Annotated in this window: 10 protein-coding genes and 1 pseudogene; 3 read left to right on the top strand and 8 right to left on the bottom strand. The window is 58.8% G+C overall.

The window, feature by feature from the left end; translation table 11 throughout:
• Nucleotides 1-96: 96 nt before the first annotated feature.
• From MME58_RS16065 to MME58_RS16055, 3 genes are read left to right on the top strand one after another with little or no spacing between them, the layout of a single operon-like run.
• Nucleotides 97-828 (top strand): GntR family transcriptional regulator, encoded by a 732-nt coding sequence (locus MME58_RS16065; protein WP_055006149.1) that lies wholly within the window; start codon nt 97-99, stop codon nt 826-828.
• A 50-nt stretch (nt 829-878) separates the two neighbouring features.
• On the top strand, nt 879-2159 hold the full coding sequence (locus tag MME58_RS16060; RefSeq protein WP_054985448.1) for an MFS transporter: 1281 nt from the start codon (nt 879-881) through the stop codon (nt 2157-2159).
• A 59-nt stretch (nt 2160-2218) separates the two neighbouring features.
• Nucleotides 2219-3064, top strand: a complete 846-nt coding sequence (locus tag MME58_RS16055; RefSeq protein WP_054985449.1) for an amidohydrolase family protein — start codon at nt 2219-2221, stop codon at nt 3062-3064.
• A 4-nt stretch (nt 3065-3068) separates the two neighbouring features.
• Here MME58_RS16055 and MME58_RS16050 read toward each other — a convergent pair whose 3' ends face one another.
• From MME58_RS16050 to pncA, 8 genes and pseudogenes are all read right to left on the bottom strand, one after another.
• Entirely contained in the window at nt 3069-6107 is a 3039-nt protein-coding gene (locus tag MME58_RS16050; protein ID WP_055006150.1) for an efflux RND transporter permease subunit, read from the bottom strand.
• 59 nt (nt 6108-6166) lie between these two features.
• Nucleotides 6167-6355, bottom strand: a pseudogene (locus tag MME58_RS16045) (efflux RND transporter periplasmic adaptor subunit); the annotation flags it as partial.
• Nucleotides 6352-7539: an efflux RND transporter periplasmic adaptor subunit gene (locus MME58_RS16040; RefSeq protein ID WP_054985473.1), complete on the bottom strand. Its 1188-nt coding sequence runs from the start codon at nt 7537-7539 to the stop codon at nt 6352-6354. The pseudogene MME58_RS16045 and the gene MME58_RS16040, both read right to left, overlap by 4 nt.
• Before the next feature lie 98 nt (nt 7540-7637).
• Complete coding sequence (locus tag MME58_RS16035) at nt 7638-8501, bottom strand: alpha/beta fold hydrolase (protein WP_054985452.1); 864 nt, start codon at nt 8499-8501, stop codon at nt 7638-7640.
• Between the two features lie 496 nt (nt 8502-8997).
• Nucleotides 8998-10395, bottom strand: a complete 1398-nt coding sequence (locus tag MME58_RS16030; RefSeq protein WP_054985453.1) for a sensor histidine kinase — start codon at nt 10393-10395, stop codon at nt 8998-9000.
• A complete protein-coding gene (locus tag MME58_RS16025) occupies nt 10373-11056 on the bottom strand; it encodes a response regulator transcription factor (protein ID WP_003371891.1) in 684 nt (227 codons plus the stop codon). The genes MME58_RS16030 and MME58_RS16025 overlap by 23 nt, the downstream gene beginning before the upstream one ends.
• A gap of 86 nt (nt 11057-11142) precedes the next feature.
• Entirely contained in the window at nt 11143-12081 is a 939-nt protein-coding gene (locus MME58_RS16020; protein ID WP_054985454.1) for a formate/nitrite transporter family protein, read from the bottom strand.
• A 140-nt stretch (nt 12082-12221) separates the two neighbouring features.
• Nucleotides 12222-12866 (bottom strand): bifunctional nicotinamidase/pyrazinamidase, encoded by a 645-nt coding sequence (gene pncA, locus MME58_RS16015; RefSeq protein ID WP_054985455.1) that lies wholly within the window; start codon nt 12864-12866, stop codon nt 12222-12224.
• Nucleotides 12867-12963: the final 97 nt, after the last annotated feature.

Here is a 12963-nt window from a genome sequence, read left to right as displayed (position 1 = left end):
CGCTGGCTATCAGGACGTTCGCTGCTATTGACGTGCGCCTGCTGCAGAGGAATACTCTTTTCGAAAATTCATATATATGACTGGATAACTACAACAATGAACAAGCTCTCCAGCGACGAACGTTTACCGCTTTACCAGCGCTTGCGCGATAGCCTGGCTGAACAGATTGCCAATAATCGTTGGCGGCCGGGAGAAGCCATCCCTACTGAGGCGGCACTTTCCGCCGAGTATTGCCTGTCCACCGGCACCGTGCGCAAGGCCATTGATCTGCTGGTCAGCGACAACATCCTGGAGCGCCAGCAGGGGCGTGGCACGTTCATTCGTCGTGCGCAGTTTCAGTCCTCGTTGTTCCGCTTTTTCCGTTTTCAGACCGAAGCGGGCGAACGCCGCGTACCGGAGAGCCGGATTTTGTCGATCGAGCCTGTGGCTGCGCCTTCATCGGTCAGTCAGGCACTGGGCCTGATTGCTGGCGGGCCGGTCATTCGCATGATCCGTCTTCGATTGCTGGACAGCCAGCCGGTGCTGGCCGAAGAAATCTGGCTGCCACGGGTTCGGTTCCAGGCTCTGCTGGATCTGGACCTCGATACTAAGGGGCCATTGCTCTATCCGATCTATGAAGACGTCTGCGGCCAGGTTGTGGCCTACGCGCAAGAGAGCCTGACCGCCGAAGCGGTCAACGAGGTATATGGCCGGTTGCTGCAGATATCGGCTGACAGCCCGGTCGTGGTCATCGAGCGTCTGGCGCGCAATTACGCCGGTGAACCACTGGAGTGGCGACGTTCGCGTGGTCATGCCAGCCATTTCCGCTATAGCGTGGAAATTCGCTGAGCGCGCTGCAATCACCTCGACTCATTCAACGCTGATAAGGATAGGAAGCCATGTTCAACTGGTATCGCGAAGTCACCCCCAAGGAGCGCAAGACCTTCTGGGCCTGTTTTGGCGGCTGGTCGCTGGACGCCCTGGAAGTGCAGATGTTCGGTCTGGCCATTCCTGCCCTGATCGCTGCGTTTGCCCTGAGTAAAGGCGATGCCGGATTGATCAGCGCGGTGACGCTGGTGACGTCTGCCTTGGGTGGCTGGGTGGGCGGAACCTTGTCCGACCGTTATGGCCGGGTCCGTACGCTGCAATGGATGATCCTGTGGTTTTCCTTCTTCACCTTTCTGTCTGCCTTTGTGACCGGTTTCAATCAGTTGCTGATCGTCAAGGCGCTGCAGGGCTTTGGCATCGGCGGTGAGTGGGCGGCGGGCGCGGTATTGATGGCCGAGACGATCCAGTCCCGCTATCGCGGCAAGGTCATGGCGACGGTGCAAAGCGCCTGGGCCGTTGGCTGGGGACTGGCGGTAGTGCTGTTCACCCTGATTTATTCGTTTGTGCCGGAGGATATTGCCTGGCGGGTGATGTTCTTCGTCGGCCTGCTGCCCGCACTGATGATTATCTGGGTGCGACGCAACGTCGAAGAGCCGGACAGCTTCCAGCGCATGCAGAAAAGCGCTGCACCAAAGGGCAACTTCTTCAAGTCGATGGCCGGAATCTTTCGTCCCGAGCTGCTGCGCGTCACCTTGCTCGGCGGCTTGCTGGGCCTGGGTGCTCACGGCGGTTATCACGCGGTCATGACCTGGCTGCCGACCTTTCTCAAGACCGAGCGCAACCTTTCAGTGCTCAGCTCCGGTGGCTACCTGGCCGTCATAATCGTTGCGTTCTGGTGCGGCTGTGTGTGCAGCGGCCTGTTGATCGACCGCATTGGCCGACGCAAGAACATCATGCTGTTCGCGCTGTGCTGCGTGGTCACTGTGCAGTGCTACCTGATGCTGCCGCTGACCAACACGCAAATGCTGTTTCTCGGCTTCCCGCTGGGGTTCTTCGCCGCTGGCATTCCGGCCAGCCTCGGTTCTTTCTTCAACGAACTGTACCCGGCGGACGTACGTGGGGCAGGGGTTGGCTTTTGCTACAACTTCGGGCGCGTATTGTCCGCAGTGTTCCCGTTTCTGGTGGGCCACATGAGCGAGTCGATGTCGTTGGGCACCGCCATCGGTATCGATGCCGGTATTGCCTACGGCGTGGCCATGGTGGCTGCTTTGTGCCTGCCGGAAACCCGCGGGCGCAATCTTGAAGCTACGCCGGTCGCTGTTGAACCGCTGGACGGGGGCACGGCGCGGTAGGCATGAGTACCCTTTCACCTGCGGTGTTACGGCACCGCGCTGACTTACAGACGAAACCCATGATCGATTCCTGTAGTACGCCAATCCTGGGCATTGATGCTCATGCCCATGTCTTCAGCAAGGATTTGAGTCTGACATCAGGAAGACGTTACAGCCCTGACTACGACGCTACGGTGCAAGCGTACCTGGCCAATCTGCATGAGCATGGCTTGAGCCATGGCGTGCTGGTACAGCCCAGTTTCCTCGGTACCGATAACCGGTTTCTGCTTGACGCTCTGGCGCAGGCCCCGGATCGATTACGCGGTGTGGCGGTGGTGGACACCGATTTCAGTCGGGGTGCCTTGCAGCGTATGGCCGGGTTGGGCATTGTCGGTATTCGCCTGAATCTGATCGGCAAGGCGCTGCCGGACTTCGCTGCACCTGAATGGAAAGTGTTGTTCAAGCACATCTGGACGCTGGGCTGGCATGTGGAATTGCACCGTGAAGTTGCGGACTTGCCGGGGTTGATCCGACAGTTGCTGCCTTTCGGTTGCAAGATTGTAATCGATCATTTCGGTCGGCCCGATTCGCGCTCCGGTGTCGATGATCCAGCGTTCCAGGCATTGCTGGAGCTGGGGTTGAGCGGGCAGTTGTGGATGAAAATTTCGGCAATCTACCGCCTCGGCGGCAGTGTCGAACAGAATGCGGCATTCGCTCGCTCTGCATTGCCTCTGCTGTTGCAAAGCTTCGGTCCGCGCCGGTTGGTATGGGGCAGCGACTGGCCACACACCCAGCACGAGCAAGAGATCGGCTACGCCAGTGTGGTCGAGCAGTTCCGGGCGCTTGAATGCCCGGATCCGCTGAAGAACATGTTGTTGGTCGAGGCCCCACAGGCATTGTTTGATTTTCTGCCAACCGAAATCTGACCTGCTAGGCCGCAGGCGGTTTGATCCGGTAGCTGACCATGTACAGCGCAGGCAGAAAAAACAGCGTCAGCAGGGTGGCGATGCCGATACCGCCAATCATGGCGATGGCCATCGGGCCCCAGAATACCTCGCGGGCAATCGGGATCATGCCCAGACTGGCGGCAGCTGCGGTCAGCAGAATGGGGCGGCAGCGATGTTCGGTGGCCTTGACCACCGATGTCCAGGCACTCTCACCCGCCGCAATGAATTCATCAATCTGCGTTACCAGAATGACCGAGTTGCGGATGATGATCCCGATCAGTGCCAGCACGCCAAGAATCGCGACAAAGCCCAGCGGATAGCCGGAAATCAGTAATGCAGCGACCACGCCAATCAGCCCGAGCGGCACCACGCTGACCACCAGCAGAAGCTTTTTCACGCTGTGCAACTGGATCATCAAAAAGCTCACCACCAACAGCAGCATCAATGGCACAACCTTCAATATCGGCCCTTGCGAGCGTGCGCTGGCCTCGACCGCGCCGCCGGTGGCGACCGAGTAACGCGGCGGTAAACGAGCGCTGAAGGCATCGACGTCAGGCTGCAATTGCCTGACCAGAGCTGCCGGTTGCAATGTGCCAAGCACGCTGGCTTTAAGGGTAATGGTCGCCAGCCTGTCGCGGCGCCAGACCAGTGGCTGTTCCTGCTCGTAGCTGAGCGTGGCGAACGCCATCAGTGGCACGCTCGTACCGTTGGGTATCGGGATCTGCAGGTTACCAAGGCTCTGCACCGAGCTGCGCTCGTCATTGTCTGCGCGTGCAATCACGTCGACCAGATACGTACTGTCGCGCACCTGGGTAATGGTTGTACCGCTGACCACGCTGTTGAGAATTTGCGCCACGTCTTCGGAAGACAGGCCGAACTGACGAACCTTGTCCTGCGCAATATCAATCTTCAACACCTTGCCCGGCTCGTTCCAGTCATAGATGACCTGGCCGATATCGGGGTTGGCGTCGAGAATGGCGGCCAGCGCCATGGCCTGGCTGCGCACCTGCTCGATGTCCGGGCCGCTGACCCGGTATTGCACCGGCCAGCCCACCGGCGGCCCCATGTTCAATGGCTGGACGTAGCCACCCACGCCGACATAGTCGTTACGAAAGCGCTGACGCAGACGCTCGATCAAGCGATCACGCGCTTCGCCACCCTGACTGACGATCACCAATTGTCCGTAAAACGGATTGCTCAGTTGCTGATCCAGCGGCAGGTAAAAACGCACCGCACCTTTTCCAACGTAGGAACTCCAGCGCAGCACATCAGGATCATTCTTGAGCGCTGCTTCAAAGCGATCCATGGTCTGGCGTGTGCCTTCGATGGAGCCGTTTTGTGGCATGTAAATGTCCACCAGAATTTCCGGACGGTCGGAGTCCGGAAAGAACTGGTTCTGCAGCAATCGGCCTGCGAACAGCGACCCGATGAACATCAGCAGGGTTATACCGATTATCCACCAGCGGTGCTCAAGGGCCTTGACCAGCAAGCGGCTGAAGCCACGCATCCAGCGGCCCGGTGCGGCGTGTTGTGCCGACGCTTTGAGGATGTGCACGCCAATCAGTGGCGCAAACAGGACTGCCACCAGCCAGGACAGCAACAGCGCCACAGCAATCACCGCGAACATGGTGAACACGTACTCACCTGCGGAGCTGGAGTTCAGGCCGATGGGCACGAACCCGGCAACGGTGACCAGCGTACCGGTCAGCATCGGAAATGCCGTCGAGGTATAAGCGAAGGTCGCGGCCTGCGGCAACGAATCGCCGCTCTCCAGCCGTGTCACCATCATTTCGACGGTGATCATTGCGTCATCCACCAACAGACCCAGCGCAATGATCAGGGCGCCAAGCGAAATGCGCTGCATGGTGATGCCGCTGTATTCCATGAACACGAAGACCAGCGCCAGAACCAGCGGAATTGAACAGGCCACCACCAGACCGGCGCGAATGCCGAGACTGATGAAGCTCACGACCAGCACGATCAGGATCGCTTCAAAGAGCGCATGAGTGAAACCACCGATCGCTTTTTCAACCACGTCGGCCTGACTGGACACCAGGTGGACATCGATGCCCAGCGGCAACCCGGTGGTCAGGTCGTCGATACGCTGCTGCAATTGTGTGCCGAATGCCTGAATATTGCCGCCTTGCTTCATGGCCACAGCAAGACCGATGGCCGGCTGGCCATTGAAGCGAAACAGCGAAGAGGGCGGGTCGGCGTAGCGGCGTTCGATGGTCGCCAGGTCGCTGAGGCGAAAGAACCGCTCGCCAACACGCAGGTTGACCACCTCAAGGTCTTTTTCACTGCTGAACTGACCGCTGGCCCGCACCGCAATACGTTCCGGGCCTGCCTCCATCACGCCTGCGGGCGTCACCGAATTTTGCGCCTGGAGACTTTGCAGTACCTGGCGCTGGTCGATGCCCAGCGCTGCGAGCTTGCGGATGGAGAAGTTCAGATAAATGACTTCGCGTTGGGCACCGAGCAGCTCGATCTTGCCAAGGTTGGGCACGCTACGGATATCGGCGCGCACTTGCTCGACGTAATCGCGCAACTGTCTAAAGGACAGGCCGTCAGCGGTGAATGCATAGATACTGCCGAACACGTCGCCAAATTCGTCGTTGAAGGCAGGGCCCTGAATGCCGCTGGGCAGTTCGCTGCGTACATCGCTGATCTTCTTGCGTACCTGATACCAGGCTGCCGGGATGTCGGCGCTGCGGGTCTCGCTTTTCAGGAAGACAAAAAGCGTCGATTCACCGGCCAGCGTGTAGCTTTTCACGTAATCCAGCGCGTCGATTTCTTCTAGCTTCTTTTCCAGTCGGTCGGTGACCTGTTGCAAGGTATCGGGCAGCGTCGCACCCGGCCAGCGCGCCTGAATGACCATGGTCTTGATTGCGAAGGAAGGGTCTTCCTCACGGCCCAGATTGAGGAACGACCCACTGCCCATCAACAGTGAAACGAACATCATGTACCAGACCAGCGTGCGATGCCTGAGCCCCCAGGCCGACAGATTGAAGCGCTCCTTCACAAACTGGCCTCTCGCGACATGCGGATTTTCTGTCCGGGCTGGATGCCGTTGACACCGGCTTGTGTCTGGATGACTCCGGCGAAACGGGCATAAGGGGCGCTGCGCCGATCGGCAATCTCGGTGAACAGCACGGGACGCTCGACAGGTTCGCGGAGCGGTTTGTCGCGGCAGCCCGGCAGCGCCATGATCAGGAGGTAGAGCAGCCGCAAGGAGTATGCCGGTCGTGGTTCTGCGGACGGGGCGTTCATGGTGCAGATGCCGATGACGCCAGTGAGACGGCCGTTTCGACGGGTACCTGCTCGGCCACCTCGACCTGCTGCCCAGGGTAGAGGAACTGCAGCCCTCGAGAAACCACCCGGTCGCCCTCGGACAGTCCCTCGGAAACGATCACCTGACCCTGCTCGTAGCGCAGCACGTTTACCCGAGTCAGTCTGACCCTGGCCTGAGTATCCACCACCCAGACCACCGGTTGACCCCGCGCGCGACTCAGCGCCGACCAGGGCAGGGCGAACGCCTGCTGCGACTGGGTCTGCAAGCGTGCACTGACCACCGAGCCCAGTGCCGGTGCGACGGTTCCGTCCGGCAGCGACACACGCACTTGCAACGTGCCGCTTGCGGCGGAAACGATGGGCGTGATTTCCCTGATGATGCCAGTCAACTGAGTGTCAGGCTGATCGAGTGGGCTGACAGTCACCGTGGCACCGGTCTGATTCGGTAGCAGCAGCGCTTCGTACGTGGAAAACACCGCCTCGCGTTTTCCATCATGGGCGACACTGAACACCGGCGTGGTAGCCTGGACCACCTGGCCTTCTTCGGCATGTCGTGCGGTGATGACGCCATCCGCTGCTGCCAGCAGTTCGGTGTAACCGACCCGTTCAAGCGCGCTCGCCAGCCGGGCTTGCAGCGCCGCCAGATCCCCGCGCGCGCTTTCAAGGTCGGCGCGTGCCTTCTGGTATTCACTGAGGTTGGTATAGCCCTTGGGCAGCAGCAATTGCTGACGCTGAAAATTTTGTTCGGCGAGGTATAACCGCGACTGCCGCATGGCCAGTTCGGCACGGATCGACGCCAGCTCGGTTTGCTGTTCTCGCGGGTCCAGTCTGGCAAGCACTTGCCCGGCACGCACCCGGTCCCCGATATCCACATACCGTTTGACCAGCTTGCCCGACACGCGAAACGACTGCTCGGTCACTTTGCGCGCCTGGATATCGCCTGTCAGCGCCACGTAGCTGGAGAGGTTCAACAAGGCAGCTGGCTGCACCTCGACTCGCACCAGCGCCTTTTCCGCGGGTTTCCCTGCGGAGCAGGCGCTGAGCGAGAGTAGCAAGATGAATCCCGGCACAAGGCCGGACCGAACGTTTGTGGCGTGCAATGGCCGGAGGTTTCCGGAACCACGGCAGTACCCACGCAAGAACGTTGCAAAGGGAAAAATCATCAACGGATAGCACTGCCCGATCAAAGAAGCCAACACCCGAAAAACACAGCGTCACGCCGGAAAGACCACAGAGCTTTCCGGGCGCAGGCGAGCGTGTTTCAGGCCATCGCGGTGACGCTGGGCCATACCTGTTGAGTGGCTTCGGTGCCCAGGAACGTCAGTGCGGTTCTCTGCGAGTGATGCCATGCTGCCTTGCTTTCCAGGTCCAGAAAGTGCCCCGTGTCCGGAACGACGTTGAAACTGCTTTTGGCGATGTAGTTGGAAAACATGCGCGCATCTTCAACGGTGGTGTATTCATCTTTTTCACCGTTGATAAACAGCACTGGAATCTTGATCGAGGAGAAACGCTCGACGTAGTTACTGGCGCTTAGTGTGCGAATCTGGCTGATGTGAAAGTCGATCTGACGGTATTCGTGTTCGGCAAGGCTGATCAGATGCTTGTAGTTATAGAGTTTAAACAGGCGCGGCAGGTACTTGCCCACCGTGTCGTTAAGCAACGAGCCGATCTTGCGCTTCTCGCGAGCGGCCAAGTAGATCTGAGCGTTGTCGATGTAGTCGAGCATGGCCTCGTTGAGAACCGGCGAGAACGAGCTGATGATTGCCTTCTCCACGGAAGGTGGGCACTGGGCAAGGGCCAGCAAGGCCGAGACACCGCCCCAGGATACCGATAGCAGGTGATTGACCTGGTAGAGATCGATCAACTGCAGGAGGATATAAACCTCATCTTCCTTGCTGACAATCATGTCATCCGAGTTGTGCGCTCGGGATTGCCCCGAAAACGGCAGGTCGAATAACACGAGGTTGTAGTGCGGTTGCAGGTACTTGACGGTCTGTCCGAAAGAGCCGGTGGTCGATAACGCACCGTTGACCAGCAAGATGGTTTTGGCGTCGCTGCCTTTCCAGTAAGTCTCGGTATAAACCTTGTACTTGCCCACGCTTAAAATCTTTGATTGTGCGCCCATAACAGCCTCCCAGCCGATGTTGATCCAACAAGTTAGTGCAGCGTTCTCTGCTTTGGCAGCCCTGTCAAAGCCTCGCCTGGTTAATGGCGAAATCCGGTGAGTTATTATTTTGGGTGCAGCGCAAACGGTGCAGCAGGAACCTGGCTGCCCGGTATAGATAGCGCAGCGCCAGCTGGCCGACAAGGTACTGACGTCATAAAAATGTCTAACCGTTCACATTTTGTCTGCCCGCCAAGGGAGTCATCATTTGCCCGATGTGGGGATTTGTCGGAGAAAAACGCGTTATTCAGCCAGAAAGGCGTAACTATTGGAGGAAACTTGTGCGCGCTGAAACGGTCAAGCAAACTCCAATCTTGTAACATGTTGTTACAATTTGGTGCTTGGCAATCCGCGTCAGATTAATATCAAAACTGCTGAAACCACTGGTCCAGACGCTTCAAGCTCGTCAAAAAGCAGGCACGCCGGTGTTATATGGGAAGGGGTAGTGGCTTTGCTGTTACGCCAAGGCATGCACGGTGCGACATTCCAGTAGTAGGCTTGCGCCGCCATATTCGCTGGTGCCTATCTGCAGCGTAAAGCCATGCAGATTGACGATAGCGGCTACGACCGACAGACCAAGGCCGAAGCCGCTCTGCTCGGTGCCGGTTTCACTGCGATAGAAGCGCTGGAAGACCGCTGCGCGCTCGGCGACGGGGATGCCAGGCCCTGAATCCTGAACCTCGATGCACGGCGTGCTGCCGTCGCTGGCGGGGTAGGCGCTGATTTTAACAACTCCGCCGGAAGGGGTGAACTTGATCGCATTGCCCAGCAGGTTGGTCAGCGCCTCAAACAGCAGGGCGCGGTCGCCCACCAGAGTGGGCAGCGTGTCGTGCAGGTCCAGCAACAGTGTGATCTGATCTTCTTCGGCCAGCGGCAGGTAGAAATCATGGAGTTCCTGCAGCAGTGGTCGCAGCTCCAGCTCGACGAACGCCGAGCGTCGTTGACGGTCTTCCAGCTCCGAAATGCGCAGCAGTCCCCGGAAACGCGCCATCAGCGTGTCTGCTTCGCTGATCACCTGGGCAATCTGGGTGGCATGGGGCGAGTCGTGTGCTGATTGCTGCTGAATGCGATAGAGCTGGGCGCGCAGCCGTGTCAGGGGGGTGCGCAGATCATGGGCGATGTTGTCGCAAACGCCCTTGACCTCGTTCATGAGCTTTTCGATGCGGTCGAGCATGGCGTTGACGATTACCGCCAGCATGTCCAGCTCGTCTCGCCTGTTCGATACCGGCAGCCGACCCGCCATGTCACCGGCGATGATCGATTCTGCGCTGGCCTGAATGGCGCGTATGCGGCGCAAAGGGCGGCGGCGCAACAGATGCCAGCCAGCGACCCCTGGAATAATGGTCAGCGAGATGCCCCACAGCAACGCGTGCAGAATCAGCGTGCTGACGGCAAGCAGCGAGCCGTTCTCGCGCACCAGTACCAGCCAGCGGCCGTCGGACGTTCGATTGACTATCGCATCACAACTGCCCTGCGGCAGGCCCGGATCATCCGATTCGATGCAGTCGGTCAGCACATGGATCTGACCGTCGATGGGCAGGTTTTTCGGCACGCTGGTGATGGGGCCTGCCACCGGACGGAAGTTCTGGTCGAACAGGCCGTAGGCATCTACCGCGCGCGTATCGAACGTCATACTGGTGGCCAGCGCATCGACCAGTGCCTGACCTTCAAACCGTGAGAACAATTGCTGGCGGTGAGTCAGTGACTGGCGGGCGAGGGTGTCCAGGTAGGAGTTGACCTCCCAGTAGAGAACGCCCAGCAGCATCACGCTCCAGGCGACGAACAGGGAGCTGTACAGCGCCAATAATCGGCTTGTAGAAGATCGCCAGCCCTTAGACGGGTTCGGCAATAACATAACCTGAACCTCGCACGGTCTGGATCAGTTGTGCGGTGCCAGGTTGGTCTATCTTCTTGCGCAGACGACCGATATGTACATCGATCAGGTTGGTGCCCGGATCAAAGTGGTAGCCCCAGACTTCCTGGAAAATCATCATGCGTGTAATGATCTGTCCGCTGTTGCGCATGAGGAATTCCAGCAATTTGAACTCGGTGGGCAGCAGGGTCAGCGGTTCACCACCACGACAGGCTTCACGGGTGATCAGGTTCAGTTCCAGATCAGCAACCTGCAACACCGTCTTGGCGGCGCTGACCGGGTTGCTGCGTCGCAGCAGCACTTCGACTCGCGCCGCCATTTCATCGGAAGCAAAGGGCTTGGGCAGGTAATCGTCGCCGCCTGCACGCAGCCCGCGCACGCGCTCGTCCACGTCGGAGAGCGCGCTGATCATCAGAATCGGCGTGGAGATGCCTTGGGCGCGCAGATGGGTGACGATGGTCAGACCATCCATCTCCGGCAGCATGCGGTCCAGCGTAATAAGGTCATAGTCGCCACTCACTGCACGCGCCAGACCGTCACGGCCGTTATCCACCCAGTCCACTTCCAGCCCGTGGCTGCTGAGTTCGGTCACGATTTCCTTCGCTGTGATGGCATCATCTTCGATTGCCAGAATTCGGGTCATGGTCCCTGCCTGAATAAGTGCGTTCAAAAACTCATTCTGCCTTTAAAAGCTGCCGCGTTTTCTGAAAGAAAGTTTAATGATGGGGATCATATGTCGTTCTGCATTCTGGAATCGGCGTCCTTGAGCGTCTGCTGCTCCTTTTCAAGCCGTTTCTTTTCTGCCTTGTTACGGCGATCGCGCTCCAGTTTGGCAGTCGTATCCTTTTCGCTACGGATCTGTGCGTGGCTGATCAATGCAAAAATGAAACTGCCCCCGATGATATTGCCCGCCAGTGTAGGACCGGCAAAGGTAAACCAGAAATCTTTCCAGCCCAGTTCTCCGGCAAATACCAGATAAGACACTTCGGCCGAGCCCACGACAATGTGCGTGAAATCCCCGAGCGCCATGAGGTAGGTAATCAGAATGATAATGGCGATCTTGGCCTTTTCCATGGATGCAATCATCCAGACCATGGTGGCGATCATCCAGCCGGACACGATGCCCTTGGAGAACATCTGACTGACGTCGTTTTCCATGACCTTGTGGCCAATCTCCAGAAACGCCTTGTCTGTGCTGGTATCGAAAATCGGCAGATTGAGCATGACGTAGGCCACCAGCAGCGTTCCCGCCAGATTGCCCGCCAGAACCACTCCCCATAGCCGGAACAACCGGCCGATGTTGGCCAGATTCAGCTTGCTCATGACGGGCAGCACGGCAGTAATGGTGTTTTCAGTGAACAATTGCTGACGCGCCAGGATGACCGCAAGAAATCCCGCCGAATACCCCAGGCTGCTGATCACATGACTGCCGGGTATGCCTTCCAGTCGTGACTTGAACAACCCCATCGCCATCAGCGACAGACCCATGGTCAGCCCGGCGGCGAGTGCCGACCACCACAGGGCCGCAATGCTGCGCTCCAGCTCGTGGTCGCCCTGAATACGGATAGTTTCATGCAACACCGCCGCGCGGGGCGGCTGGTTCTCATCAATCTCGCGCTCTTCATCGGCCGAGAGGCCGGGGGTTTTGCCGTCTACTTCGTGGTCCATACAACATCCTCAGCGCCAGTGATGGAATGGGCCTGCACGGGCAATGCCGGTCCGATGGTTCAGACAGGTGCCGTGCGCCGTCGTTCGCCAGTTGCCGGGCGCATCGAAGAATGTTTGTGCCAGTTGGCAAATACGCCGGTCTAGCCCAGCAGATCGGCACTTTGTACGCGCTCGACGCCCATGCCCAGCAGGGTTTTCCAGGCGTGCTCCAGCGAGCCGTTCATGTCGATGGCACGACAGCCGTCTTCAATCACATACGTATTGAAACCTGCGCTGCGCGCATCCTGAGCCGACCAGGCGACACAGAAATCCAGCGCCAGGCCCACCACGAACACCGTGTCGATGCCGCGCTCTTTCAAATACCCTGCCAGCCCGGTGCTGGTCGTGCGGTCGGCCTCCAGAAAGGCCGAATAGCTGTCGATATGCGCGTTGCAGCCCTTGCGCAGGATCAATTGTGCGTGAGGCAGATCCAGCTCGGCATGCAACTGAGCGCCGCGACTGCCTTGCACGCAATGGTCCGGCCACAGGGTTTGCGCCCCGTAAGGCAGGTTGATGCTCTCGAACGGCAGACGTTGCGCGTGGCTGGACGCAAACGAAATGTGTCCGGCAGGGTGCCAGTCCTGAGTGATGATCACCCGGGCAAAACGCGCGCCCAGACGATTGATCAACGGCAGCAATGTGTCGCCGTCAGCCACCGCCAGTTGCCCGCCGGGCATGAAGTCGTACTGCATGTCGATCACCAGCAAAGCGCAACGCGGGTCGGCGGGCTTGTTGGAAAGAGGCATTGTCGGTTCTCTCGTCGGGTGCAGTGAACGCCAGTTTGCCCGTTTGTCCCTGCATTTGCTAAGCCAGAGAAGGGGATCGGTAAAAGATATTTTTGCG

It is taken from the genome of Pseudomonas syringae pv. tagetis, assembly GCF_022557255.1.
Classification (GTDB): Bacteria; Pseudomonadota; Gammaproteobacteria; order Pseudomonadales; family Pseudomonadaceae; genus Aquipseudomonas; species Aquipseudomonas caricapapayae.
The sequence above is the reverse complement of the archived record's forward strand: the minus strand, read 5'-3'. Positions and strand labels throughout refer to the sequence as shown.

Coding starts and splice junctions, on each gene's coding strand:
- MME58_RS16065 (WP_055006149.1), top strand. CDS start 97: ATGAACAAGCTCTCCAGCGACGAACGTTTACCGCTTTACCAGCGCTTG.
- MME58_RS16020 (WP_054985454.1), bottom strand. CDS start 12,081: ATGGACCACGAAGTAGACGGCAAAACCCCCGGCCTCTCGGCCGATGAA.
- pncA (WP_054985455.1), bottom strand. CDS start 12,866: ATGCCTCTTTCCAACAAGCCCGCCGACCCGCGTTGCGCTTTGCTGGTG.
- MME58_RS16055 (WP_054985449.1), top strand. CDS start 2,219: ATGATCGATTCCTGTAGTACGCCAATCCTGGGCATTGATGCTCATGCC.
- MME58_RS16040 (WP_054985473.1), bottom strand. CDS start 7,539: ATGATTTTTCCCTTTGCAACGTTCTTGCGTGGGTACTGCCGTGGTTCC.
- MME58_RS16030 (WP_054985453.1), bottom strand. CDS start 10,395: ATGTTATTGCCGAACCCGTCTAAGGGCTGGCGATCTTCTACAAGCCGA.
- MME58_RS16035 (WP_054985452.1), bottom strand. CDS start 8,501: ATGGGCGCACAATCAAAGATTTTAAGCGTGGGCAAGTACAAGGTTTAT.
- MME58_RS16060 (WP_054985448.1), top strand. CDS start 879: ATGTTCAACTGGTATCGCGAAGTCACCCCCAAGGAGCGCAAGACCTTC.
- MME58_RS16025 (WP_003371891.1), bottom strand. CDS start 11,056: ATGACCCGAATTCTGGCAATCGAAGATGATGCCATCACAGCGAAGGAA.